The 25,956-nt window shown below is 36.1% G+C and carries 30 protein-coding genes; 23 read left to right on the forward strand and 7 right to left on the reverse strand.

The features are described from left to right. The first annotated feature begins 21 nt into the window (after window positions 1–21). From AC52CF_RS03550 to AC52CF_RS03580, 7 genes are all read left to right on the forward strand, one after another. Window positions 22–549, forward strand: coding sequence for an RNA polymerase sigma factor (locus AC52CF_RS03550; RefSeq protein WP_496517858.1), 528 nt, complete (start codon window positions 22–24; stop codon window positions 547–549). Then, window positions 539–823 carry a hypothetical protein gene (locus AC52CF_RS03555; protein ID WP_336688645.1) on the forward strand — a complete coding sequence of 95 codons (285 nt, stop codon included), beginning with the start codon at window positions 539–541 and terminating at the stop codon, window positions 821–823. Before AC52CF_RS03550 ends, AC52CF_RS03555 begins: the two co-directional genes overlap by 11 nt. After that, complete coding sequence (locus tag AC52CF_RS03560; RefSeq protein ID WP_496517859.1) at window positions 816–1,265, forward strand: Spy/CpxP family protein refolding chaperone; 450 nt, start codon at window positions 816–818, stop codon at window positions 1,263–1,265. The genes AC52CF_RS03555 and AC52CF_RS03560 overlap by 8 nt, the downstream gene beginning before the upstream one ends. Then, window positions 1,262–1,939, forward strand: coding sequence for an MbnP family protein (locus AC52CF_RS03565; RefSeq protein ID WP_496517860.1), 678 nt, complete (start codon window positions 1,262–1,264; stop codon window positions 1,937–1,939). The genes AC52CF_RS03560 and AC52CF_RS03565 overlap by 4 nt, the downstream gene beginning before the upstream one ends. A 22-nt stretch (window positions 1,940–1,961) precedes the next feature. After that, the gene (locus AC52CF_RS03570) at window positions 1,962–3,032 is read left to right on the forward strand and encodes a cytochrome-c peroxidase (RefSeq protein ID WP_496517861.1); all 1,071 of its coding nucleotides are present in this window, start codon (window positions 1,962–1,964) and stop codon (window positions 3,030–3,032) included. Between the two features lie 66 nt (window positions 3,033–3,098). Continuing rightward, window positions 3,099–4,445 carry a T9SS type A sorting domain-containing protein gene (locus tag AC52CF_RS03575; protein WP_496517862.1) on the forward strand — a complete coding sequence of 449 codons (1,347 nt, stop codon included), beginning with the start codon at window positions 3,099–3,101 and terminating at the stop codon, window positions 4,443–4,445. Between the two features lie 93 nt (window positions 4,446–4,538). Then, complete coding sequence (locus AC52CF_RS03580) at window positions 4,539–5,738, forward strand: cytochrome-c peroxidase (protein WP_496517863.1); 1,200 nt, start codon at window positions 4,539–4,541, stop codon at window positions 5,736–5,738. 40 nt (window positions 5,739–5,778) lie between these two features. On the opposite strand, the gene AC52CF_RS03585 is transcribed toward AC52CF_RS03580, so the two are convergent. Together AC52CF_RS03585 and AC52CF_RS03590 are read right to left on the reverse strand one after the other, a co-directional pair. Then, the gene (locus tag AC52CF_RS03585) at window positions 5,779–6,432 is read right to left on the reverse strand and encodes a ComF family protein (protein WP_336733809.1); all 654 of its coding nucleotides are present in this window, start codon (window positions 6,430–6,432) and stop codon (window positions 5,779–5,781) included. 348 nt (window positions 6,433–6,780) lie between these two features. Next, the gene (locus AC52CF_RS03590; RefSeq protein ID WP_235129746.1) at window positions 6,781–8,256 is read right to left on the reverse strand and encodes a helix-turn-helix domain-containing protein; all 1,476 of its coding nucleotides are present in this window, start codon (window positions 8,254–8,256) and stop codon (window positions 6,781–6,783) included. Between the two features lie 125 nt (window positions 8,257–8,381). Here AC52CF_RS03590 and aceB point away from each other — a divergent pair, with 125 nt between their 5' ends. From aceB to AC52CF_RS03605, 3 genes are all read left to right on the forward strand, one after another. After that, on the forward strand, window positions 8,382–9,956 hold the full coding sequence (gene aceB / locus AC52CF_RS03595; RefSeq protein ID WP_496517864.1) for a malate synthase A: 1,575 nt from the start codon (window positions 8,382–8,384) through the stop codon (window positions 9,954–9,956). Between the two features lie 141 nt (window positions 9,957–10,097). Further along, window positions 10,098–11,378, forward strand: a complete 1,281-nt coding sequence (gene aceA / locus AC52CF_RS03600; protein WP_116097536.1) for an isocitrate lyase — start codon at window positions 10,098–10,100, stop codon at window positions 11,376–11,378. A 97-nt stretch (window positions 11,379–11,475) separates the two neighbouring features. Next, a complete protein-coding gene (locus AC52CF_RS03605) occupies window positions 11,476–11,862 on the forward strand; it encodes an acyl-CoA thioesterase (protein WP_496517865.1) in 387 nt (128 codons plus the stop codon). On the opposite strand, the gene AC52CF_RS03610 is transcribed toward AC52CF_RS03605, so the two are convergent. Beyond that, window positions 11,854–12,357: a TlpA family protein disulfide reductase gene (locus tag AC52CF_RS03610; protein WP_496517866.1), complete on the reverse strand. Its 504-nt coding sequence runs from the start codon at window positions 12,355–12,357 to the stop codon at window positions 11,854–11,856. The two genes, AC52CF_RS03605 and AC52CF_RS03610, sit on opposite strands and share 9 nt — an antisense overlap. A gap of 100 nt (window positions 12,358–12,457) precedes the next feature. On the opposite strand from AC52CF_RS03610, the gene AC52CF_RS03615 reads away from it, so the two are divergent. The 4 genes from AC52CF_RS03615 to AC52CF_RS03630 all read left to right on the forward strand — a co-directional run bounded on the left by AC52CF_RS03615 (window position 12,458) and on the right by AC52CF_RS03630 (window position 15,547). Next, entirely contained in the window at window positions 12,458–12,904 is a 447-nt protein-coding gene (locus tag AC52CF_RS03615) for a 6-pyruvoyl trahydropterin synthase family protein (protein ID WP_087706037.1), read from the forward strand. A 27-nt stretch (window positions 12,905–12,931) separates the two neighbouring features. Next, on the forward strand, window positions 12,932–13,744 hold the full coding sequence (locus AC52CF_RS03620; RefSeq protein ID WP_214590744.1) for a UDP-2,3-diacylglucosamine diphosphatase: 813 nt from the start codon (window positions 12,932–12,934) through the stop codon (window positions 13,742–13,744). Between the two features lie 154 nt (window positions 13,745–13,898). Further along, window positions 13,899–14,879, forward strand: a complete 981-nt coding sequence (locus tag AC52CF_RS03625) for a LuxE/PaaK family acyltransferase (protein WP_214590743.1) — start codon at window positions 13,899–13,901, stop codon at window positions 14,877–14,879. Window positions 14,880–15,001: 122 nt separating this feature from the next. Further along, on the forward strand, window positions 15,002–15,547 hold the full coding sequence (locus AC52CF_RS03630) for a hypothetical protein (protein WP_375182156.1): 546 nt from the start codon (window positions 15,002–15,004) through the stop codon (window positions 15,545–15,547). Window positions 15,548–15,601: 54 nt separating this feature from the next. On the opposite strand, the gene aqpZ is transcribed toward AC52CF_RS03630, so the two are convergent. Then, entirely contained in the window at window positions 15,602–16,336 is a 735-nt protein-coding gene (aqpZ, locus tag AC52CF_RS03635; RefSeq protein ID WP_214591129.1) for an aquaporin Z, read from the reverse strand. A 218-nt stretch (window positions 16,337–16,554) separates the two neighbouring features. Here aqpZ and AC52CF_RS03640 point away from each other — a divergent pair, with 218 nt between their 5' ends. From AC52CF_RS03640 to AC52CF_RS03665, 6 genes are all read left to right on the forward strand, one after another. Next, complete coding sequence (locus AC52CF_RS03640; protein ID WP_214590741.1) at window positions 16,555–17,175, forward strand: DUF5715 family protein; 621 nt, start codon at window positions 16,555–16,557, stop codon at window positions 17,173–17,175. A gap of 80 nt (window positions 17,176–17,255) precedes the next feature. After that, entirely contained in the window at window positions 17,256–17,999 is a 744-nt protein-coding gene (locus AC52CF_RS03645) for a hypothetical protein (protein ID WP_336732886.1), read from the forward strand. 19 nt (window positions 18,000–18,018) lie between these two features. Then, the gene (locus tag AC52CF_RS03650; RefSeq protein WP_496517867.1) at window positions 18,019–18,627 is read left to right on the forward strand and encodes a hypothetical protein; all 609 of its coding nucleotides are present in this window, start codon (window positions 18,019–18,021) and stop codon (window positions 18,625–18,627) included. A gap of 50 nt (window positions 18,628–18,677) precedes the next feature. After that, the gene (locus tag AC52CF_RS03655) at window positions 18,678–19,403 is read left to right on the forward strand and encodes a sensor histidine kinase (protein ID WP_496517868.1); all 726 of its coding nucleotides are present in this window, start codon (window positions 18,678–18,680) and stop codon (window positions 19,401–19,403) included. Then, window positions 19,372–20,049 carry a response regulator transcription factor gene (locus tag AC52CF_RS03660; RefSeq protein WP_214590737.1) on the forward strand — a complete coding sequence of 226 codons (678 nt, stop codon included), beginning with the start codon at window positions 19,372–19,374 and terminating at the stop codon, window positions 20,047–20,049. The genes AC52CF_RS03655 and AC52CF_RS03660 overlap by 32 nt, the downstream gene beginning before the upstream one ends. A gap of 136 nt (window positions 20,050–20,185) precedes the next feature. Continuing rightward, the gene (locus AC52CF_RS03665) at window positions 20,186–21,535 is read left to right on the forward strand and encodes a T6SS phospholipase effector Tle1-like catalytic domain-containing protein (protein WP_496517869.1); all 1,350 of its coding nucleotides are present in this window, start codon (window positions 20,186–20,188) and stop codon (window positions 21,533–21,535) included. Window positions 21,536–21,609: 74 nt separating this feature from the next. Here the strand turns inward: AC52CF_RS03665 and AC52CF_RS03670 are convergent, their stop codons facing one another. Beyond that, window positions 21,610–21,951, reverse strand: a complete 342-nt coding sequence (locus tag AC52CF_RS03670) for a hypothetical protein (RefSeq protein ID WP_496517870.1) — start codon at window positions 21,949–21,951, stop codon at window positions 21,610–21,612. 70 nt (window positions 21,952–22,021) lie between these two features. Here AC52CF_RS03670 and AC52CF_RS03675 point away from each other — a divergent pair, with 70 nt between their 5' ends. After that, complete coding sequence (locus AC52CF_RS03675) at window positions 22,022–22,156, forward strand: hypothetical protein (protein ID WP_496517871.1); 135 nt, start codon at window positions 22,022–22,024, stop codon at window positions 22,154–22,156. A gap of 64 nt (window positions 22,157–22,220) precedes the next feature. Here the strand turns inward: AC52CF_RS03675 and AC52CF_RS03680 are convergent, their stop codons facing one another. After that, the gene (locus tag AC52CF_RS03680) at window positions 22,221–22,403 is read right to left on the reverse strand and encodes a hypothetical protein (RefSeq protein ID WP_496517872.1); all 183 of its coding nucleotides are present in this window, start codon (window positions 22,401–22,403) and stop codon (window positions 22,221–22,223) included. A 100-nt stretch (window positions 22,404–22,503) separates the two neighbouring features. Then, window positions 22,504–23,037: a TetR/AcrR family transcriptional regulator gene (locus AC52CF_RS03685; protein ID WP_496517873.1), complete on the reverse strand. Its 534-nt coding sequence runs from the start codon at window positions 23,035–23,037 to the stop codon at window positions 22,504–22,506. A 186-nt stretch (window positions 23,038–23,223) separates the two neighbouring features. On the opposite strand from AC52CF_RS03685, the gene AC52CF_RS03690 reads away from it, so the two are divergent. Then, the gene (locus tag AC52CF_RS03690; RefSeq protein WP_496517874.1) at window positions 23,224–25,155 is read left to right on the forward strand and encodes an ABC-F family ATP-binding cassette domain-containing protein; all 1,932 of its coding nucleotides are present in this window, start codon (window positions 23,224–23,226) and stop codon (window positions 25,153–25,155) included. 157 nt (window positions 25,156–25,312) lie between these two features. Then, window positions 25,313–25,669, forward strand: coding sequence for a hypothetical protein (locus tag AC52CF_RS03695; RefSeq protein WP_214590731.1), 357 nt, complete (start codon window positions 25,313–25,315; stop codon window positions 25,667–25,669). Window positions 25,670–25,956 lie beyond the last annotated feature (287 nt).

A 25,956-nucleotide genomic window follows, 5' to 3' on the forward strand; every position in this document is an offset into this window, starting at 1 on the left:
GACCGTAATGAAAACCGGAATATGAATTTCGAGTTTATCTTCCGTCAGCATCAGAAGATGGTGTATAATCTTGCTTTGCAGTATACCCAGAATACCGAAGATGCAGAAGAAATAACTCAGGATGTTTTTGTAAAAATATCACAAAAAATGGATGGCTTTAAAAACGAGTCATCCTTAAAAACATGGATTTACCGCATTGCGATTAACACCTCTTTAGATTTTCTTAAACATAAAAATTCCAGGAAAAGATTCTTTTTCGGTCTTTTCAGAGATTCGGATGCTGAAAACAGACAGAATGAACCGGTAGATTTCAATCATCCCGGTGTGGTTCTTGAGCAGAAAGAAGAAGTGATGAAAATTTTCAGCTTTATCAATATGCTTCCGAATGATCAGAAAACGGTGGTTATTTTAATGAAAATTGAAGGCAATTCTCAGCAGGAAACCGCTGAAATTATGGATCTCAGTCAGAAAGCAGTAGAGTCTCTTTTTCAACGTGCCAAAAAAAATCTTATCCAAAAACTAAATCAACAGAAGGAATATGAAAAATAAATCGTCTAAGTATGTAATGGAAGATCAGTTGCAGATATTAGAAAAAATTCAGAGCGTGGAGGCTCCTTCGGAATTGTACGGAAAGATTCTCAGTAAAATTGAGAATCAGAAGAAAGATATTGTTTCCCCAAAATGGATTTTCGCAGCGGCTGCAGTTATAATTATTCTGATCAGTTTTAACGTAAAAGTTATTCAAAACACTAAAGATAATTCAAAATCAGATTTTGATACCTTATTTATGATGAAATCACAAAATACTTTTTCGTATGACTAAAAACAGATTTTACATTTTTATCATCATCGGTCTGCTGATTTCCAATCTTTTATTGGTGATCTTCATGCTCACGCGAAAACCTCCGCATCATTCAGGTCCGCGAGATCTTATTATAGAAAGGCTGCATTTTGATGAAAAACAGATACAGCAATATGACGGGTTGATTCAGCAGCACAGAATGCAGATTAGAGAAAAAGAACACGAAATGATGGATGCGAAAACGCAATATTATTCATTATTAAAAAATAAAGATCAGAAAAACGGAGATTCTTTGGTACAGCAGATCGGGAAGATAAGCATGGAAACCGAGAAAATTAATTTTAAACATTTTCAGGACATCAGAAAAATATGCCGTCCCAACCAGTTGCAGGATTTTGATCATCTTATTGATGAATTTGAATCTCTTTTTGCTCCGGGACCGAAACCTCCACACGAGCGATGAAAAAAAATTATTTCGTTTTTATTTTCCTGACTTCGGTGAATTTTCTCTTTTCGCAGAACACCTTTACCGGAATACAGTTCAGTCCGGTTTGGGCTTCTGAAAAGCTGGAAATAGAAAAAAAATATACATTAAAAGATGATGTTGTTTCCATATCTAAATTAAAATTTTACGTTTCGGATGTCTGTCTTAAAAAATCAGGAAAAATCGTTTACAAAACACCGGAAAAATCTTATTTAATTGATTCTGAAAACAGATTGAAAATAGATTTTGATAAAAATATCACAGATGATTTTGATGAAATTCAATTCAGTATCGGAATAGACAGTCTTACCAATGTTTCCGGAGCAATGGGAGGCGACCTTGATCCCGTAAACGGAATGTACTGGTCTTGGCAAAGCGGATACATCAATTTTAAAGTAGAAGGAAATTCAGAAAAATCCGGCGCTGTTCATAAAGATTTTCAGTTTCATGTCGGAGGATATTTAAAACCTTTTGAAACATTGCAGACAGTTATTTTGCCCTTGAAAAGAAACCAAAATATAATTTTTGTAGATGTTTCACGGTTTTTATCGGAAATTGATCTTAAAAAAATACATTCTGTAATGTCACCCGGAGAAAAAGCAACGGCTCTTGCCCGTGTATTTCAGAAAATATTTTACACAGAATCTAAATAATTTTTCAGATAAAAGCATGATCATGAAAGATAAAGGTGAATCTCATCCGGTCATAAAAGGAATGCTGAAATACATTCCTGTTTTTTTATTTCTGGTTCCCTTATTGGCTTTTACCTTTAATGATCTTTATCCTCTTTACATCCCCGAATATTTTCCGAAACCCGTTTACGATTTTAAAAAAGAACCGTTAACCAGAGAAAAAGTGGAATTGGGAAGAGTTTTGTTTTATGACCCTGTTTTATCAAAAGACGGGACGGTTTCCTGTGCTTCCTGCCACACTTCATACAATGCTTTCGCACATACAGATCACGCTTTAAGTCACGGAATCGGAGATTCTATAGGAAAAAGAAATGCTCCGGCGCTGTTTAATCTGGCGTGGCAGAAAAATTTTATGTGGGATGGAGCAGTTAATCATATTGAAGTTCAGGCTTTAGCTCCGATAAGCGACAAAAAAGAAATGGGAGAATCGATAGAAAATGTCGTTAAAAAACTTCAGGCTAAAAAACTGTACAGAACCCTCTTTTATAAAGCTTTTTCAGACAGTACCATTACAGGACAGCATTTGCTGAAGGCTCTTGCTCAGTTTCAGCTTACCTTAATTTCTTCAGGCTCGAAATACGATCAGGTAAAAAAAGGGAAAGATAGTTTCACAGAGCAGGAACAGAAGGGCTATGAGGTTTTTAAAAGGAACTGCAATTCCTGTCATCAGGAGCCACTTTTTTCATCCTACAAATTTGCCGCTAACGGATTGCCGATGGATTCATACCTGAAAGATCAGGGACGATTTGGGATCACCAAACAGCCCAAAGACAGTCAGATGTTTAAAATTCCCTCATTAAGAAATCTGAGCTATTCCTATCCATATATGCATGATGGAAGATTCACAAGATTGAGTCAGGTAATTAACCATTACACCAACGGAATACAGCAGAATTCAAAAGTTTCAAAAGAGCTCAGAAATAAAATCATCCTTTCAGATAATGAAAAAGTTGATCTCATCGCATTTTTGCTTACACTTAACGATAGAGAATTTGTAAAGAATCAGGATTTTCAGTTTCCGAAAGAAATTTTACTGCCATCCGAAGGAAAGTAAAATAAATGTCGTCTAAGAAATTAATGAGACTTTAATATTTTAAAGTGAAAACCTCAAAATATCGGCATGAGAAAAAAAATTACATACTTATTTTTATCTTTATTGGGAGCTTTGGCTGATGCTCAGGGTCCCGCAGTAACTTCGTGGCTGCAGAATACAACGGCAACAGGAACTTACTATCCGAACGGAAACTCTACTCCGCAGGGGAACAGCATTCTGGTAAATTGTCAGGCGGTACAATATTCAGCAAGCAATGTTTACATTTCCACGAAAGGAATTCCGGCTTATCCTACAGGTCCTTTTCAGGATGGAAATCCCAATCAGGCGGGAAATCAGAATGCCATATTTAAATTTCCTTTGGCTCCGGTTCAGAATACAGGAACTCCAACGGCGACCGCACTTGGAAATATTGCTGTTTTTATCAATGGGGTCGCAGGTTTCGATCCTAAAGACGGGGTTTCATGGAAATCTTCCACAAACGCTTGGGCAGGAGGTCCAATCGGGGGAACCGGCGATGGAGTCTGGCAGCGCGATGCAATTGTTTATGAAAAGCTTGGCTTCGATTGTTCCAAAGGTCATCCTGCCGGTACAAATTATCATCATCATCAGAATCCTTCAGCTTTTAAATATGATCTGAATGTGATTTCTACGGTATGTAATCCTTACGATGCAAACGGATTGTATACCATTAACACTTCACAGCATTCTCCACTTATAGGTTTCGCCTACGACGGATATCCGATCTACGGAGCTTATGCCTACAAAAATGCAGACGGAACAGGAGGAATTACCCGAATGAAATCCGGTTATCAACTGAGAAATATTACAACTAGAAATACGATTAACGGAGTTTCTGTTACAGCGGGACCTCCCGTAAACTCAACATATCCTTTAGGGTCATGCATTCAGGATTATGAGTGGATTGCTCATACAGGGCAGGACGATTATCTCGATGAACACAACGGAAGATTCTGTAAAACTCCAGAATATCCCAACGGAACGTATTGCTATTTTGCAACGGTGGATGCCAATCACAATTCAGCTTATCCTTATTTGATAGGACCAACTTATTATGGTGTTTATGCAAACCGAAAAGTAACTTCAATAACGGAAACAACAACAACTTATACTTCAAATCTTGCCGTATCCGAAGCTGAATTTAAAAATATCAGTACAGTTTTGTATCCCAATCCGGTTAGCGATTTACTGCTTGTTCAGGTGGATCATTTACTGAAATATGATTTAGATATAGAGATGTATGATATGTCTGGAAAGTTACTCATGAAAACCCAGATGATCAAAGGAAGTACAATTGCTTATTTCGATACGCAGACTTTATACAACGGAACCTATATGGTTAAAATTTCCAACGGTAAAAATACAATCTCAAAGAAAGTAATTGTAAAGCATTAAAATAAAAATAAATCTTCACAAAAACTCACAGATATTTCTTAATCCGGAATTATCCTGTAAAAACTTTTAAACGAACTATTCTAAAAACCTCTTATGAAAAAAGTTAAATTACTGCTTATTCCCGCTTTCTTCGCAGCATTAGCTGTATACTCCTGTTCAGGCGGCGATGTTTATGAAGCCACTCCTGTTACACAAGACAGCTATCCCGGAATTTTGGCTGCTTTTGGTTCCAATATCAATTTGAGTAACCTCGAAAATTATGCAAATCAGTCCAAACCGGCTTATATTACAAGAGATAATACCGCCGGAAATCCTATTACAGATAAAGGGGCAACATTGGGAAGAATGTTGTTTTACGACAAAAATCTTTCAAAAAACAATACCATTTCATGTGCAAGCTGTCACAAACAGGAACTTGCTTTTGGAGATAATGCTGTTGCGAGTACCGGAGTAAACGGAACTACAGGAAGGCATGCCATGAGACTGGTGAATGCGAGATTCGGAAATGAAATGAAGTTTTTCTGGGACGAAAGAGCCGCTAATCTGGAAGCACAGACCACATTCCCGATTCAGGACCATAATGAAATGGGCTTTAGCGGAACAAATGGCGACGGCACACTTCAGGATTTGATTGCTAAACTTCAGAACATTAAATACTATCAGGAAATGTTCACTTTTGTTTATGGAGACGCTACGGTTACACAAACAAGAATTCAGAATGCACTGGCGCAGTTTATCAGAAGTATTCAGTCTTTTGATTCTAAATATGATGCAGGACGAGCCGCAAGTGCAAATGATCAGCAGCCGTTTGCAAATTTTACAGCACAGGAAAATCAGGGGAAAAATCTATTTCTGGCTCCTCCTGTTTTTGATGCAACAGGAAACCGTACCGGTGGCGGATTAGGTTGTGCAGCCTGTCACGCCGCTCCTGAATTTGATATTGATCCGAATTCCAAAAACAACGGAATTATCGGTAAGATCAGCGGAACCGGAATCGACATTACAAATACCAAAGCTCCAAGTTTAAGAAACATTACCAACAGCAGCGGAATAGAAAACGGACAGTTTATGCACAACGGAAATTTCACAACGCTTCAGCAGGTGATTGGTCATTACGGAAATATCAATATTGCACCGGGAAATACCAATCTCGATCCTCGTTTAGCGCCTAACGGAAACGGACAAAAGCTAAACCTTACATCAACCGAAGTAAATGCAGTAATCGCATTTCTGAAAACACTTTCCGGAACCGATGTGTATACCAATAAAAAATGGAGTAATCCTTTTAAATAATTACAATTTCTTAAAGCTGTTCTTTGTAGAGCAGCTTTTTTTATTCATCAATCGCCATAACGAGAACACTCACTTTATTATCTCCTGATTTCAGAATTTCCCACGCAATTGAAGCCAGCGTATTTCCCGTTGTAAAAACATCATCAATTAATAAAATATGTTTGCCTGAAATACCTTTAGTCATCGAAAATACATTTTCAGTTTTCAGCCGGTTCACTTTATCCTTTAAAGCCTGAGCTTTGGAATAATGATTTCTTTTCATCACTTCATGATCAAACGGAATAGCATAAAATTCTGAAAGCGTTTCTGCAAACAAATGCAATTGGTTATACCCTCTTTCTCTTAATTTTTTCGGATGAAGTGGAACCGTCACCAAAAGATCAGGCTTCTGATTTTTAAAATCAAGTCTTTCCGTCGTCCATTCAGCTAAAGTTTTTCCGATTTTCTCCCGACTCCGATACTTCAGTTCGTGAATTAATTTCCGGCTCACATTCTCTTTTTCAAACTGCATTAATGCAAAAGCATTTTCGATGGGAAAGAGCAGTCTGCATTTTTCTTTAACGAAATTATCTTCAGAATAATTGTTGTGGGTAAAGTGGATCTGATCAAAACAAAGATTACAGACCGGAAAATCAGCATCAATAATCCGGCTGCATCGAATACAGCGATTCGGAAATAAAATATCGAGCATCATTTGCGCATGAATAACTTAAGATGATTATTAATTTTTTATAGCAGGAATAGACAGACTTCTTATTTGATTGAAGTAAATATCTTCAAATAATTAATTTGTTTTTTTATATCCCTAACTGGAGTAAAAATAATCATTTCATCCGAAAATGAAGTGAATAATTAAAAAAATAGAAAAAATTATGATTGTCCGTAATTTGTCATAATTAGAAAACCTTTGAGTTCTCCGCTTTATGCTGAGCTTGTCGAAGCACCTTTGCGAACTTAAAAACAGTTGGTATATAAAAGAATCTTAGCGATTCTTTGCGTGAAAATTAAGCATTATGATCAATAACGGATAATCATAAAAAAATTACAAAATATCCTTCCTGATCTTTTCAATTGCGTTTTTCATACCGGAATTAAAATACTCCTTTTCCAGACGGATAGGCGGCGACTGCCTTACTTCACAGTCGGCAATGCTGCACGATTCGCAGGTTACTCCTACATTGATGGTTTTTAAAGTCGGAGATTTAATAAAATTGATTTTTTTGATTGTCTGTGAGTTCAGTAAAATTCCCAAACAGTAACTTCTGTTGCTGCCATCAGAGAAAGGATTTTTCTGTGAAGTGGAAATCACCAGATAACTGATTCCCTGATCTTTGTAATGTGAAATCTGGGCGTCCGTTAAGGTTTCGTTTTCTTTTAAATGATGAAGGTTTTTCACGGCAATCCATCTTCTGCAATAATGCTCGTTGGTTGCATTCGCATGAGGAGCCTGCTGATGATTGAGGTGTAGCTCTTTTAAGATCTGTATTTTATCTGAATTTTTCTTTTTGACTAAACATAAGTAAAACAAATCTTTTATTCCCAGTTCAGAAGAAAGAATATTGGTCAGTCGATAATAAAATGTTTCCGGAGAATTGGTGAAGTTTTCAATTAAATTTTCAAAATTCTGAGGATTCCATTCGTTTTGCAGGAAAAAATCTGAAGTTTTTTCAATCGTTTTCTGTTTTGAAATCAACAAAGCTCCCGCAAAATACGAAGCATAAAAATTATTTAAAATTTCTTCAAAACTTCCAAAATCCAGCCACGAATATGTATTCGGACGGTTTTTTAATTCCAGAACACAGAATCCTATTTCTTTGGCGAGAATAAAGGTTTTCTGATCTTTTTCTAATTTCCGGTTTAAAAGCAACAGCTTTTTTTCAGGGACAAACAATGAGCGTAAATTATCCAAAGTCCCGTACTTCTCAAAATCTTCCGACTGAATCTGATAATTAAATTTTTCATTCAGAATAGTCTCCAGAACATCAGACTGTAAATTTTTGTCGATCTGCAGTCCGTTTTCTTCAGCAAAGAGCTGGACTTTTTCTTCAATTTCAGGAAAATAATTATCATAAAGTTCCTGAAAAGAACGCAAAACCGCAAAGTAAAATCTTTCCTTTCCTAAATTATAGTTTTGTGAAATTTCAATCAGAGCATTGATAAAAGCAGTTACTTTTTTCGGAGCATCACTTATAATGCTGATCAGATTATTTTTATTGATCCCAAAAAGCTCCAGAGGAATTTCTTTAAAAAAATCAGACTGAAGAATCTCATTAAAAGGCGTAAGACTTTTGTCCAGCTTCGTGGAAACCAGATCGTCAAAAGTACAGTTCAGCGCTTCCGAAAGCTGAATGATCTTATCGTGTTTCGGATATTTTTTTCCGTTTTCAATTTCATTAAGGTAAGATTTGGATAAACCTGTTTTTACCGCAAGATCCTGCAAAGACCAGTTTTTCTTCTGTCTCTGCTGTTTCAGTTTCAGCCCGAAAACCGTTTTAATAAAGTCGCTGTCCGAATTCATAATTCAAAGATAATATTTAGAAGCGATTATTCGCATAATAATTTTTAAAATAATTTAGCGAACGTTCGCTATTTGTGAAAATTTTTGTTTATGTTTGCAATGTTGAATTACAAATTTAAAACGATATGGAAACTAAAATTCAATTGAGAATCAGCGGTGAACAAAACTTTCAGGAAGTTTTCACTACAGATTTAATCGATTTTTTGGTTGAACTTCATCAGAATTTTAATCCGAAAAGAATAAAACTTTTAGAAGACAGAAAAATCAGACAAAAAGAATTTGATGAGGGAATTCTTCCGAAATTTTTAGATGAGACAGAAGAAATAAGAAACGGAAAATGGATCTGCGCTCCGCTTCCGGAAGATTTACTGGATCGGAGAGTGGAAATTACAGGACCTGTAGACCGGAAAATGATTATTAACGCGCTAAATTCCGGAGCTTCCACTTTTATGGCTGATTTTGAGGACAGCAATTCTCCGACATGGAAAAACTGCATAGAAGGTCAGCTGAATCTTTCTGATGCTGTAAATCGAAGAATTGATTTTACGGCTGCGCAGGGAAAATCTTATCAGCTAAATGAAAAAACGGCTGTTTTATTGGTTCGTCCGCGAGGTTTGCATTTAAATGAAAAACATATTGAGATTAATGAGGAACAGGCTTCGGCGTCATTAATCGATTTCGGAATTTATTTTTTCAGAAATGCTAAACAATTACTGGAAAACGGCAGCGGTCCGTATTTTTATCTCCCGAAATTAGAGCATTATCAGGAAGCAAGATGGTGGAACGAAGTGTTTGTTTTTGCACAGAATTACTTAGAAATTCCGCAGGGAACCATTAAAGCAACAGTTTTAATAGAAACAATTACGGCTTCTTTTCAGATTGATGAAATTTTATTTGAATTAAAAGATCACAGCTCCGGACTCAACTGTGGAAGATGGGACTATATTTTTTCTTTCATTAAAAAATTCAGAAATCTTCCCCGGTTTATTGTTCCCGACAGAGATCAGGTAACCATGGCTTCTCCTTTTATGAGTGCCTATTCAAAACGCGTTATTGAAATCTGTCACAAAAGAAATGTTCACGCGATTGGAGGAATGGCAGCACAGATTCCGGTTAAAAACGATTATGAAGCGAACAGCATTGCTTTCGGAAAAGTAAGAAGTGATAAAGAACGTGAAGTAAAAAACGGACACGACGGAACCTGGGTAGCGCATCCTGCTTTAGTTTCTGTAGCAAAAGATGTTTTTGATAAATATATGCCTGCTAAAAATCAGATCGATAAAAAATTTGAATACCATATCACCGAAAAAGACCTGCTTGAAGTTCCGAAAGGTGAAATCACCGAAAAAGGTGTCCGAAAGAACATCAACGTCGGAATTCTTTACATAGAATCCTGGTTAATGGGAACGGGAGCAGCAGCCATTTATAATTTAATGGAAGATGCGGCAACCGCAGAAATCTCCAGAACCCAGATCTGGCAATGGCTGAAAAATGATGCGGTTTTAAATGACGACCGCACTTTAACCAGAGAAATGATCCTTCAGTGGGAATTTGAAGAACTGGAAAGAATTGAAAAGTATGTGGGTGAAGAACGTTTCCGTAAAGGGAAATTCAATCTTGCTAAAGAACTTTTTAATGAATTGATTTTCAGTGAGAAATTTGATGAATTTTTAACTCTGAAAGCGTATCCTTTTATTTAAGTAGAGAGCAATGAGAGTGAGAGAGTTTTAGGGTTTGAGCTTTTAATGTGATTGTAATTATCAATTATCAATTATCAGCTATTAATCATCAATTATCTATCAACCGTCAACAAACAACAATTAACTAAACAAAAAAATAGTATGAAAACAAAACAAGAACAAATTCAGGAGATCGAAAAAGACTGGCTGGAAAACCCACGCTGGAAAGGAGTAAAACGTCCTTACACAGCGGAAGATGTTTTAAAACTTCGCGGTTCTTACAAACTGGATTATACCATTGCAACGGAAATGTCTAAAAAATTCTGGAATTTACTCAACACTCAGGATTTCGTTGCAGGTCTTGGCGCGTTAACCGGAAATCAGGCGGTTCAGGAAGTGGATGCAGGCTTGCAGGCAATTTATCTTTCCGGATGGCAGGTAGCAGCAGATGCCAATTTATCAGGAGAAATGTATCCCGATCAGTCATTATACCCCGCCAATTCAGTTCCTTCTGTAGTAAAGAAAATTAACAATGCTTTATTGAGAGCAGATCAGATCCAGTCTGTGAACGGAGGCGGCGAAAAGGAATATCTTGTTCCGATTATTGCCGATGCAGAAGCAGGTTTTGGTGGAAATTTAAACGCGTATGAACTGATGAAACAAATGATTGAAGCCGGAGCTGCGGCAGTGCATTTTGAAGACCAGCTTTCTTCTGCTAAAAAATGCGGTCATTTGGGCGGAAAAGTTCTGGTTCCTACGCAGGAAGCCATCAATAAATTAATTTCTGCACGTCTGGCGGCGGATGTTTTGGGAGTTCCAAGTTTAATTATTGCAAGAACAGATGCAGATGCAGCAGATTTGCTGACTTCTGATATTGACGACAGAGATAAAAAATTTGTAACAGGTGAAAGAACTTCCGAAGGTTTTTATGTTGTAAAAAACGGAGTGGAGCAGGGAATCGACAGAGGTTTATCTTATGCGCCGTACGCTGATCTTATCTGGATGGAAACCTCTAATCCTGATCTGGAACAGGCAAGAAAATTTGCAGAAGGTATTCATGCGAAATTTCCGGATAAAATGTTGGCGTACAACTGTTCTCCATCCTTCAACTGGGCAGCAAGACTTTCTGTTGAAGAAATGCAGAATTTCCGTGAAGAACTGGCAAAATTAGGGTATAAATTCCAGTTTATTACTTTGGCAGGTTTCCACGCATTAAATACTGCGATGTTCGAGCTGGCTTTAGCTTATAAAGAAAAAGGAATGGCAGGATATTCTGAATTGCAGGAGCGTGAGTTTGCGTTGCAGCAAAAAGGTTTCAGAGCAGTAAAACATCAGTCGTTTGTAGGAACTGGCTATTTTGATGAGGTACAGAATATTGTTACCAACGGCTCTTCTGCAACAGTTGCTATGAAAGATTCTACCGAGACCGCACAATTTCACTAAAAAGTTTCGTTTTAATTAAATTTAATTGTTAGAACCTTCTCGATTTTGGGAAGGTTTTGTTTTTTATGTGTTAATTTTGAATTTATATTTGAAGGAGATGAGTTTGATTTTTGAAAAACAGATACAGGTTACAGAGCAGCATATTGATGGAAATAATCATGTAAATAACGTTCAGTATGTGCATTGGGTGGAAGAAATTGCAGCAGCGCACTGGGATTTTGTAAAACATAAAACAGAATATCCGAAAGATATCTGGATGCTTCTGGATCATCATATTCAATACAAAAAGCAGGTCTATCTTAATGATGTGATTACTGTTAGAACGTATCCAAAAGCTCCTGAAGGAATTCGTCAGCCTCGAAAAGTGGAGTTTTACTGTAACGATCAGTTGGTGGTGGATTCTGCCACATTGTGGGTTTTGGTAGATGTCGAAACGCAGAAAATCAAAAGGCTGGAAAATGACTGGCTGGAAAAGCTAAAATGATTCCTTTACAATTTTTTGCAGGATGTCAAATTTTGTTTCCTCGATAGTTCCTGTGATTTCCTGAATATTTCCGTTTTTGTCAACAATAAAAGTCATTGGATTTCTCAGGATTGTAAAATAGGATTTCAGCTCTTGTCCGGAATCCGTGATGTGTTGAAAATTGAATGATTTTTTGGTTAAAAATTGATCAACTTTTTCTTTGCTGTCATAGGTAATAGCTATAAAATTGACTTTTTCTCCTGAAAGTTCTTTCAGTTTATTAAGATAGGGAAGTTCTTCAAGACAGGGTTCACAGTGAGTTGACCAGAAATTGATAAAAGAGATTTTTCCCTTTAAATCATTGGAATTGAAATTTTTTCCTTCAGAATTTTTATAGTTTTCAATCGGGAAATGGGTTCCTATTTTATTTTCCAGATCGGGGTAGGCCCAAAACTGTCTCTTTTGAGCATTAAAGGTCATACTGAAAAAGATTAATAATAAGGTTATTGTTTTCATGATGAATTAACGGTTCGTCTTCAATATTATTTTTATGAAGATCATTTTCTTGTATTCAAAGAACATGAACGGAACAAACCAAATTCCTTATCTTTGCATTATGATACGTATTACAAAAATTTTTACATTCGAAACCGCTCACGTTTTATACAATTATGACGGGAAATGTAAAAATATGCACGGACATTCCTATAAGCTGTTTGTAACAGTGAAAGGAAAGCCTGTTAATGATTTGGAAAACCCTAAGAATGGGATGGTGGTGGATTTTGGTGATATTAAAAGTATCGTTAAGTCTGAAATTGTAGATGTTTGGGATCATGCCGTTCTCATCAACGGACTTTCGCCGCACAGAGAACTCGGGGAAGATCTTGAGGAAAAAGGGCATAAAGTAATCTACTGTACATTTCAGCCGACCTGCGAGAATATGTTATATGCCATCGCAGCAAAAATAAAATCGAAGCTTCCTGAAGGAATTTCTTTGGCTTATCTTAAACTTCATGAAACCGAAAACTCTTACGGAGAATGGTTTGCGGAAGATAATCAGTAATTTTTTTATTCAGAAAAACTCAGAACGGTGTTAAAAACAACCATTAATTTAGAACCCGGAAAAAAAGTATATTTCGCTTCAGACCAGCATTTCGGTGCGCCGAATCCAAAACAAAGTAAACTGCGCGAAGAGCGGTTTATCCGTTGGATGGACGAAATAAAACATGATGCACAGGTTCTTTTTTTAATGGGAGATCTGTTTGATTTCTGGCACGAGTGGAAGCACGTAATTCCAAAGGGATATGTTCGGGTTTTGGGAAAAATTGCCGAACTGAAAGACCGTGGAATCCACATTTACTTCTTTGTGGGAAACCATGACCTTTGGATGAAAGATTATCTTGAAGAAGAAATCGGATGCACGGTTTTCTATAAAAAGCAGTATTTTGAGATGGGCGGAAAGCAGTTTTTACTGGCTCATGGTGATGGATTAGGACCGGGAGATAAAGGATATAAAAGAATGAAAAAAGTCTTTACCAATCCTGTCGCGCAATGGTTCTTCAAATGGCTGCATCCCGATATTGCGATGAAGATTGCATTGTATATGTCCCAGAAAAATAAAATGATTTCGGGAGATGAGGATAAAGAATTTCTGGGAGAGGATAAAGAATTTCTGATCATTTATTCAAAAGAAAAGCTTAAAACTCAGCCAATCGATTATTTTATTTATGGACACCGTCATCTTCCGATGATTCTGGATCTTGAAGGAAAAGCAAAATACATCAATCTGGGAGACTGGATTTCTTATTTTACCTATGGTGTTTTTGAGCATGATTTTGAGCTGAAAACGTTTGAAGAAAGCACAAAAAAAATTACCCCAAAAACTGAGGTAATTTCCGAATGAACCGAAATTCATTCATGTTTTTAATCCATATTCCGCATTACCCATTGCAATAACCTGACCAATTTTTTAGTTTTCAGATTAAAAAATTATTAAAAATGATCTTTTTTATGGTAAGTGATTGTAAATGAGGTTGAGAATAAAAATATTTTTAGAAGTGAAAAATATATTCGGCATACAGACAGAGCAGGATTTTTTGGCTGCATCACTGGAAACCTTCCGTTATCAGTATGAAAATATTGAAGTTTACAGACGTTTTGTAGATTATCTCAACATCAAGCCTGATCATGTTGATGAACTGACAAAAATTCCTTTTCTGCCCATTGAAATGTTTAAAAACCATCAGGTTTTGGATAAAAATGTAACTGCGGATCTTTTTTTTCAAAGTTCCGGAACCACACAGATGAATTTATCAAAACATTTCATTGCCAATCCTCAACTGTACGAAGAAAGCATCTATAAAAGCTTTGAACAGTTTATCGGAAAACCGGAAGACTTCATTTTCCTCGGACTTTTGCCAAGTTATCTCGAAAGACAAAACTCTTCGCTGATTTATATGGTAGATTATCTGATGAAAAAATCCGGAAAACCTGAAAACGGATATTTCCTGTACAATCATGAAGATTTATTTACCCTTTTAAATGAATTGCAAAGTAAGAAAGTTATTCTGTTCGGTGTTTCTTTTGCACTGCTGGATTTTTTAGATTTCTGCGACAGCAACTCAAAAACGCTTCAATTCTCCGACTCATTAATGGTAATTGAAACCGGAGGAATGAAAGGCAGAAAAGAGGAAATGACCAAAGACGAACTGTTGAAAATTTTACAGGAAGGTTTTAAAACCGATAAAATTTATTCAGAATATTCGATGACAGAGCTTCTTTCACAGGCATATTCTTTAGGAAATAACGAATATCAATGTCCAAACTGGATGCGCATCATGATCAGAAATGCAGAAGATCCTTTTAATTATGAAAAGGAGGGAAGAACGGGAGCGATTAATATCATCGACTTGGCAAATGTACATTCCTGCGCATTCATCGCCACGCAGGATTTAGGTAAAATTATCGGGAATAAATTTCAGGTTTTAGGCAGAATCGATCATTCAGATATTCGTGGATGCAGTTTGCTTGTTAGCTAATTGATGTTGTTTAAACTTCAGCTATCATTTGCTTAGTGAAAATGCCCTTGCGAACGAACTATGCAGAGCAAATAATAAATAAAATCTTTGCGATCTTCGCGTTAAAAACAAAAAAACAAAAAGTGTTAAAAATAGAAGAATTGGTTCACGCATTTATTCATTCTCAATGTAATTTTGAGAAGGAAATTGTTTTGACCAATCATTTTCAGGCAGACTGGGAAGCCGATATTCTGATTGTTGATTCCGAAGGATACAGTCATGAGATTGAAATCAAGCTTTCTAAGAGCGATTTCAAAAATGATTTTAAAAAATCCTATACCAATTCAAGTACAGGCGAAAAATTCTTAAAACACGATAAAATTTCCTGTGGAGATTATGTCTGCAATGCGTTCAGCTTTCTGCTTCCGATGGGAATGGTAGATCATGAAATGATTCCGGAACATTGCGGGATTATAGAATTTTACCATAATGTAGATTCTTGGGAAACTGAATTCTATGTCATAAGAAAACCCAGAAAAGTACATGATGATTCTTACTGGAAACTGAATGATAAAGATCTTTTTATCAGGAAGATGGCTTTAAGCTTACTGTATAAGAAAATGGAAATCAAAGGAAAACACGAAGAGCTTATTTTTAAAAATCCTTTTGATATCAAAAAGTTAAAATAATTTACTTCAAATATTAAGCATAAAAAAATCCTGTCAGCTGACAGGATTTTGTGGTTAACTATCTAATTCTTCCGCGCCGTTTCGCTGCAGCAGGAATCTGTAAATTAATCCTCCTGTAATTCCTCCCAAAATCGGAGCAACCCAAAACAGCCAAAGCTGAGACATGGCATTTCCGCCTACGAAAATCGCCTGAGAAAGCGATCTTGCAGGATTCACGGAAGTATTTGTAATCGGAATAGAAATTAAATGGATTAACGTTAATCCTAAACCGATGGCAATACCTGCAAATTTTCCGTTGGCAAACTTATCTGTAGCACCCAGAATAATGATCAGGAAAAAAGCCGTCAGTAAAAATTCTGTTAAAAATGCAGCACTCATGGAATAGCTTTTTCCAAAATATACCGCTTCACCGTAGAAATTGGTGGCAAAAGCTCCCGGTCCCGAAAAATCCGGAGTTCCGGAACCGCTCAGGATAACGTACAAAGCGCCTGCGGCTCCAATTGCTCCTAAACATTGTGCCACAACATACGGAACAAGATCTTTGGCAGAGAATCTTCCACCTGCAAGAAGTCCTACGGAAACAGCAGGATTGAAATGTCCTCCGGAAATATGCCCTACTGCATAAGCCATTGTAAGAACAGTAAGCCCGAAAGCCAAAGATACTCCCAGAAGAAGAATCCCTAATTGTCCATTAGATGCAGCAGCAATCTGTGAGGCGAAGATTGCACTTCCGCAACCTCCGAAAACAAGCCAGAACGTACCGAAAAATTCGGCAAAAAGTTTTTTTATCATATTGTTTATTTTAATAAATTATCTCAAATTTATAATTAATATGTTAAATAAGAAAGATTAATTTTAAAATTGTTATGGTATAAATTTATTTTTTATTGTTGATTTAGTAATTTAAAATTAAATTAACGGTTAATTATTTTCACATATATGTTTATTGAAGTTTATATTTATTTCATAAATGATTATTTTAGTTTATAAATTTTAAAACATCTTTCATGAAAAAGTTTCTGTGTGTGGTTTTTGCTTACGTTCTTCATGGTACTTGTTACGCGCAGGCGGCTCAAAAAACATTGCCTTGCTATGATCTTACAGAAGTTTTAAGAGTAGAACCTACGCTGCTGTACAAACCGCATCTTGATGCTTCTAAAAGTTTTGGGGTTAAAATTCTGAAGGATTCTAAAACGGTACAGAAATACATCAGCAACGGAAAATTTCATAAAATAAAAAAATCAGGAACTGGGTATCGCGTTGAAAAGCTGGATTACAGTAGGGCTTACATGGTTTCTAAAGGCAAACTTACACTGGAAAAAATGGGTGCCCGTTTCAGTAAAGAAACCAAAGGAAATGTTTTTACGGTTTCTTCTATCACCAGAACACTGGAAGACCAATGCAGACTGAGAAGGGTGAATTCCAATGCCGCACTTGGAATCAGTTCCCATAATTACGGAAATTCGTTTGATATCTCTTACGTTCGCTTTAATGGTGTTCTGAAGCATAATCCGAAAATGGAAGCTGCTTTGGAAAAAGTTCTGAAATATTATTATGATCTCGGCAAAATCTACTATATCAAGGAAAAACAGCAAAGTTGTTACCATATTACGGTGAAGAATTATTAACTAATTTTCAATTATGCGTGAGATACTTGCATAGATAATTTAGTTTCTATAATTTTATGCCTTAGAAAAACCGTGAAAATATGAATACATTCAACAGAGAACAATGCGAGATAGCATTTGCAGCGTGGGATAACTGCCGTGGAAATTACAATGCCATTAAAGATCTGATTCCTACCAATTATGTTTTTGATTTTGATGCAGAACAGATCAACTGGATGAAGACCGAAAATAAATGTACTGAGTTTTGTGCTCAGATCGGTATTTACGAGAATAAGATGGTTGCTGTTCTTTGTCCGATGGATGAAGGAGGACATAAAAAAGAAGTACAGGATTATCCTTACAGCTTTTTAGCCGAACTGAAGGAAGACCTTAATCTGGTAGAAACGGAAGAATATACGCTTGTGAAAAATGCGGTCCTTTCCAAAGATCTTAAAACAGTCGATAACAGTTCGGATATGTTCTGGCCGATTGCCAATAAGCCGATGATGGAGCAGGATAAAGCAATCGAAGCAATTGAGTCGTGGAGAAACGATGCGATGATTTGGTTCTACAGAGAATGCACAGAATTTCAGGGAGCAAGAATTTTCAGGCAGTTTTATGTACCTGCAGAAAATCTTAATCCGCCGAAAGCCGGGCTTTCTCATATGGTTTGCTCATTCGGACTGAAGTTTTCTCAGGTGTATCAGAGAGTTTTGCCTACGCTTATTTTCATTTCTTTTTATACTACAGGTCTGGAAGGCAGTGAAAACGGAGTAAGCGTTGAAAAAATCTCCAATACATACGATTGGTCAAACGCATGCCCGCCTATCTGCCAGTTTACGTAATTTATAACTAAAATATATTGTGGATATTTACCAGGTAATACTTTATCTTAATAACAGTTTACTTGTTATTTGTGCTTTAATCGGGATTTTAAAGTACAAAACTCTTAGAAACACAGAAAAATGGTATGTATATTATATCATTTTTCTTTTTTTGATAGAAGCGGCAGGAAGAGTTTCTATCAGTCTCTTTCATGTAAAGGGTCTTGATTTTCTGTTTCCTTACTATGTGGCAGGAGAATTTCTCATCTTAGGAATTCTTTTCGTGAAAAAATTAGCATTGCCATGGTATTGTTATATTCCGGTAGGATTATTGGCGCTCTTCTTTTTGCTGGATACGGAAATGGTAACTAATGAAGTAAAGAAGGTGATTTCAAATATTATTGTGATCTGCTTTGCCGGTTATGCGCTGCTTATGGAAATTAAAAATACTCAGGTGAATGACCGCTTCATGGCTGCAGACAGCCTTATTTTCCTGTATTATGGATTGTCGGTTTTTTTATTTTTCCTTCTTCGCCAGCTTGCGGATTTTGGGGTAAAACAGGCAGGAATGATCTGGAGTATCAATAATATTCTCTGCAGCTTTTTATATATATCAATCATCTATACCTTTTTAAGATTAAAGAAATAACCTTAAATATCACTTTTTTTGTTGCACTGATTGCTGTTCTGGTAATCATTATGACTTTTATTCTGCTTGCGTACCGGAGTTTTATCCAGAGAATTATTAAAGAACAAAATGCACAGCATGAAGCGGAAGTCCGGCATCAGAAAAATCTGGCACTGGAAAACATAAAGGCGCAGGAATCTGAGCGAAAAAGAATTGCGGTAATGATTCATGACGATATCGGAAACCGTCTGAATATTCTTTCCTTATGGCTGAATAATTTAGACACCAAAGGAGATGAGCTGATTAAAAAAAATATCACCACTCAAATGTCTTCTCTGATAGATTCTGCAAGAAGCATCTCTCATTCATTATATCCCGTAAATCTGGAATCCGTAGGCCTGGTTCTGTATATTGAAGAACTGATAGCCAATTTAGCAGGAAGAATAAACATTTCACTGAACGTAAGTCCGAAATTTCAGAAAAAAGAAATTTTTATAGAAGTTCAGCTGTACAGGATTATTCAGGAGTTTACCACCAATGTTCTCAAACATTCGGAAGCATCAAGAATCTGGATCTATATTAAAGACAATAAAACAAGTCTTGCGGTTATTATTTCGGATAACGGACAAAGTTTTGAATATGATGAGGTGAAAAAAGGGATGGGTATCAAAAATATCGAATCCAGAATAAAATCTATGAACGCGGCGCACAAATGGAAAAATACTATTGGTAAAGGCAGCCGGTTAATTATAAAAATTCCATACAATGAACTCCCAGATCAAAATAGCGTTAATTGATGATGAACAGCTGATTCTCGAAGGCGTAAAAATGTTATTGTCTTCGGAACCCAATATTTCAGTAGGATCTACTTCTACCAACGGTCCGGATTTTCTGGAAACTTTAGAGAAAACCTCCGAAGAAGATTTCCCCGATATTGCATTGGTTGATGTACAGATGCAGCCCATGAACGGGTTTGAGCTGGTTGAGATTTTAAAAGAAAAATATCCCCATCTTAAAATCATTATTCTTTCTTCCCATTACAAAACAACCATTCTGGGATATATGGTGAAACTCGGTGTTTCAGCATTTCTGCCGAAAAATTCCAACAGGAATGCTTTTATCGAAGCCATTACAATGGTATACAAAAACGGAATTTTCTTCACTCCGGAAGATCATCAGATGATTTTTTCTTACATGAACAGTCCTACCAAAAAAAGAACGCTCTTTGAAATGGATGACGAACTTTCCGACCGCGAAAAAGATGTGGTGAGGCTGATCTGTCAGGAATGCACCAACAATGAAATTGCAGAAAAACTATATATCAGTCCAAGAACTGTCGAAAGCCACAGGCAGAGAATTGTAGAGAAAATCGGCGCTAAAAATACAGTAGGAATTGTAATTTATGCCATTATCAACAATATTCATCCTCTGGAAAGAATCTGATTCCGTAGAAATACGGAATTTTTTATTTGGTACTTTCTACTCTATTATCCCGGTTTTTTTCATCGTTACTTTGGAGTGTTCATATAATAAGTGCTTCATTTTTAATAATGAAGACAAGATAAAACCACAAAGTGTAATGGAAAACAACATCATCTCTGTCGGAATTTTCTTCGATGGAACAGGAAATAACGGGATGAATGCTACTTCTCATGAAAAACCACTTAAAAATAACGAAAGCTATTACGGTAATATTACCAATATCTATAAATTATTTAAGCTGTTTAATGGCGATGAGAAAAAATATGTAGAAGGAATCGGAACTGTTACAGGAAATGAAGACAGTGATTTTGCTATGGCAACATGTAAAAATCCGGTGGGATACGAAGGATATTCTTCAGATGATAAACTGCAGGAGGCTTTCTCCTTTATTAAAAGTACAATTGAGGACGATACCAGAGAATACCAGTTATACATCTATGGCTTCAGTCGTGGAGCTATGTTGGCAAGAACTTTTTGTAATAAAATAATACAGCATACTTCCGAATTTTCAGGAAAAAAAGTTAAAATTAAATTTCTTGGGATTTTTGATACCGTAGAATCTGCCGCTTTCAGCGATTATGATGTGGCGGTTTTGCCCGAAACGGAAAAAGTTCTTCATATCTGTGCGGTGAACGAATGCCGTTACTTTTTTCCTTTAACAGGCATTTTCGAAGAATCGAAAGAAAGAACAGATAAAAAATGGGAGAGTGGAGGCTCTGTCTGGAAAGAAATTTTTGTTCCGGGTGCGCATGCAGATGTTGGAGGAGGATATTTAGAAGGCTCTCAATCGGTGTATGTTTCCCCGAATTTTATTAAAAATACAGAGCTGTATTATTATGTGGAGAACATCAGAGGAACGGCTTTAGATTCAGAAAAAAAGAAAATATGGAGTCATATTTTGCAGGATTATAAAATTGATAAGGGCGAAGTTTTTTCTCAGGCATACGTTGCAAGAAATCTGGTGTACAGTGAGCTTTCAAAAGTGTATGGAAAACTGATGCTTATGGAAACAAATTCTCAGGAATCTGTATTTGATACGGATTTTGACGAGGACACATTTGCTGTTCATTCTGAAGAACATTCTTATCTGTCGGAACTTTCGGAGGCTTTGGGAAATTATGTTAAAAACCTTTCACCGGATCTTAAACCAGATTACAATTACGAAAAACTGGCAGATTATATCCATATTTCGGCTAATTTCGGCTTATATCATCCTGCTTTGATGATGGATTCCCAATCGGAAACCCATACGGAAATCATCAATAACGGACTGAATGTTCCGAGCCATTCGGATGATCAGTTCAATAAAAACCAATCCAGATTACAGTCTGAGATCCATCATATTGAAGATTCTGTGGTTGATTATGCCTACGGAACCAATATTCCGAATAATGATAATTGGAGCCGTACGATATTGATCAAAGAAAATTTTTATAATAAATGTTAGTACATTTTCAGTTTTAAATTTAGGTGTTGAGCTGTCTTTAGTGGACAGCTCAATTTTTTGTATCAGCTATATCATTAACGATTTCCGATTAACGTTAATTTCAGATCTCCCTTTTCTTTTATCAATAGAAATAAAAAGTAAGGAGCAAAAACCATAATTCCCACAATACTTGCTGTAATAGCAATGAAAATAGATTTCAAAGTAAAATTGTTTCGCCACATGATCCATAATCCTGAAAGCATAAGATAACAAGAAAAATCCAGATTAAATTGTCCGCTCCAGTCAATAGCCGCAATGTTATTAACGAAAACACTGAGCAAATCTGCGCCTTCCTTTTGAAAACAGAATATTGTGTACACAAACAGTGTTAAAGATTGAACAATTAAAAGAATTTTAAGAAAATTTGAATTTTTCATTGATGAATTTTTTGATAGAAATGGGTAAATATTTTAATTTTTAGCTTTTTTCCACAGAGGACCTGCAGCAATGAGTAAAACAATAATATTGACAAAAGCATTGCTTGAATTTCCGGATGTTACAGAACCTGCACTGTCTAGAAAAAACCAGGTTAAAAGTCCGGCTAAAACAGACCTTCGGACTTCATCGGGAGCTTTTGGATAAACCCATTTTTGCAGAAACCATATACAAATTCCCCAACCGAATAGAAAACCTCCTGTTAAAGCACTTAAAATCGCATGGTAGGATCATGAAAAGTCTGCAATCCGTCCAAGGGAAGACTCAGAAGATCCAAAGACCATCTTGCAGGTTCGGAAGTCTGTAACATGGTTCCCAAAAAGAAAACAGGACCAAATGAACCTATGACAATTGCTGTTACTTTTAAGTAGAAATGATGAAATTTTTGCGTCATGGAACGAATAATTTTTTGCAAAATTACTCACTTGATGATTTTAATGTTAGACGCTTCCGTACAATATAAAGGATTTATAAAAAGTATGTGCGAAGGATTTTTATTCAAAGTTTTTTGCAATTCTTTTTAAATTTTCAAAATAAGAAGTAAGCCATTCTTTAGTTATATTTTCAGGATTAATCTGTAGGAAAAAGTTTTCCAGAGCCAGTTCAAAAAGGCTTTCCAATTGTCGCTGAAAAAGTTTAAGCTGAAGATCTTCTGCCCAGATTTTTACAAACTCGTTTCCTACAATCTGGTTGGATTTTTCCAAAGTTTTCCGGAAATTTTGCTTCTGCTGATGAAAACGCAGTTGGCGGTTGAAAAGAAGGTCTATCTTGTGTTCAGCCAGAATTTCAATAAGTTCAGGATGTATATTTTGGGCATTTTTTTCTTTTTCTGCAATAATCTCAGATCTTTTTAAGTGAAAACGGAGTAATTCTTCCATAAATCCTTCTGTATCCGCAAAATGATGATAAAAGGAAGATTTACTTTTTCCGGTTTCTCTAGCAAGCTGCTCTATTTTTAATGCATTTTCACCAAGAATTGCAAAAGCTTCATAGCCTGTTTTTATCCAAAGGGATTGAGTATCTGTCATTATTGAAGTTTGTGTTTTGTTATATTCAGCAGTTTATGTTCTGAAACGGGAATATAATTTTCTTCAAATTTAAAAATTAAAATCAAGGTTCAGCTCTATTAAATTTTTAACAAGTTTACAATTGCTTTATTTTCCGTATTTTTGCACCCGAAAATTCATTATTCACTATTAATCATTATTTAACACATGCTTTCGGTTCAAGGTTTAGGATTACATCATTCAGGAACATATCTGTTTCAAAACGTGAATTTCACGATTAAAAAGGATGATAAAATTGGTTTGGTCGGTAAAAATGGAGCGGGGAAATCCACTTTATTGAAAATGCTTTCCGGAGAAATTAATTTCTACGAAGGAAACGTGGTTCCGGAAGGAAACATCACCATCGGTTTCTTAAAACAGGATCTTGATTTCGTAAAAGGAAGAACAGTATGGGCAGAAACCATGCAGGCTTTCGAACAGATCAACGCATGGAAAAATGAGCTTGAAGAGGTGAATCATCAGATGGCGACAAGAACTGACTATGAAAGCGATTCTTATACGGATCTGATTAATAAAATGACGGAACTGAACGACCTTTTGATGAACCACGACGCTTACAATCTGGAAGGCGACATGGAAAAAGTATTGTTCGGACTTGGTTTCAAGGCGGATGATTTCCAGAAAATCACCGATGAATTTTCCGGAGGCTGGAGAATGAGAATCGAGTTGGCAAAACTGCTTCTGCAAAAGAACGACATCATGCTTCTCGATGAGCCTACGAACCACCTGGATATGGAATCCATCATGTGGCTGGAAAACTTTTTGAAAGATTATCCCGGAGCAATTGTTCTGGTAAGTCACGATAAGCAGTTTATGACTGCGGTATGTAACCGTACTTTCGATATCAACAATAAAAAAGTTGACGATTATAAAGCAAATTATTCCAAATATCTTGTGATGCGCGAAGACCGCCGCGAAAAACTGATTCAGGCTAAAAAGAATCAGGATGCGGAGATCAAGCAGATGGAAGATAACATCAATAAGTTCCGTGCAAGTGCTACAAAAGCATCTTTTGCGCAGTCTTTGATTAAAAAATTAGACAAAATTGAACGTATTGAAGTAGATAATGAAGACGTTTCCAAATTCAATATCCGTTTCGTACAGTCGCAGGTTCCGGGGAAAATTATCTTCAAAGCTGAAAATCTAGGAAAAGCTTACGGAGAAAAACAGATTTTTGATGATGTGGATTTCATCGTTCAGCGAGGAGACAGAATTGCGCTTCTTGGACAAAACGGACAGGGAAAAACAACGTTGGCGAAAATTCTTGCAGGAGACATTAAAGATTACTCCGGAACATGGAATCTTGGACATAACGTAAACATCGGTTATTTTGCTCAGAATCAGGAGGAAGTTTTAACCCCGAATAAAACCGTTCAGGAAGAAGCGGAAGACGCTGCAACCGAAGAAACAAGACCAAGAGTCCGTGATTTGTTAGGATCTTTCCTTTTTCAGGGAGAGGCGGTGAACAAAAAAACGAAAGTGCTTTCCGGAGGAGAAAGAAACCGTCTTGCGCTTTGTAAATTGTTGCTTCGTCCTTTCAACACGCTTATTATGGACGAACCTACGAATCACTTGGATATTCAGTCTAAGGAAATCATCAAACTGGCGCTTCAGAAATTTGAAGGAACGTTAATTGTAATTTCGCACGACAGAGAATTCTTACAGGGACTTTGCGATAAGATCTACGAATTCCGTGATGGAAGAATGAAAGAATTCTTAGGAGATATCAACGAATATCTTGAATTCAGACAAAAAGAATCGATTCGCGAAATCTCTGCTGAAAAAGCAAAACTTCATGGAGAAGATACTAAGGTTGAAGTAAAGGCAAAAAAAGAGGAAAAGCCTGCAACAGAAACTCAACAATCAACCATTGTAAGCAAAGAGCAGAAAAATATTCAGAATAAACTGAAAAAAGTAGAAGAAAAAATTACTGAACTGGAAACAAAAGTTGAGGAATTTGAAGCTTCTTTCACTAAAGAAAATCCTTCGGAAGAAACACTGGAAAAATACAACAATACCAAAGAAGAACTGGATCTTGCTTTGCAGGAATGGGAATATTTGGGGACTCAGTTGGATTAATTTCTAAGAAATACATAAAATAAACCTTATAGGTTTTTAAAACCTATAAGGTTTGATTACAGTTTGTAACAAAATTTCATATCAGCTTACTTATCAATTAATATATTTTAATAAAACTTTAATCTCAGTTTTTAAATTATTTTTATAATTTTGACGAATGATTTTTAAAGAAAACAGAAATCTGAAGAATTTTATTTCCAAATTATTGTTTGGAATCTATTTTCTTGCGATGTTTTCCCAGAATTTCCACAGTCACAGTTCTGAAGAAGTTTTTAAAAACTTCAGCTTCAAAAAATCAGAAAATACACTTACCAAAAATACAGCGAAGGAAAAAGCAGCAGACTGTCTTGCCTGTCATTTCTTAGCTACCGGACATACTTTAGTTCCTGAAGAATTCAGTTTTTCTTTTGCACATTACACGCATGAAGTAAAGCAGATTATTACCGTTCAGGAAAAAATATGGTCTCAGACCAAATTTACCTTTCAGCTTCGCGGTCCGCCCGCAATTTCATAATTCATAGATTTTTTCGGATTTTTTGCCAGATAATTTTAAATACATGATGTATTTTAATTAAGCCAGCTGATGTTTTTTAAGTCATTAAGATGATTTAGAAATTAAGTTTCGTTAAGAAAAATCATATAGATTTTTTGTATCCCTTAAAAGCAAGGTTAAACTTAATGACTCTAAATTCTTAAAATAAATCTTAACGGTTCAAAATTGAGCATTGAGATTCATCGTCTGAAGCTAAAAAATCCAATTCAAATTTTAACGAAAAAGTACCCTGAAAAGTACACAATCAA

It is taken from the genome of Chryseobacterium sp. 2P (assembly GCF_059579425.1).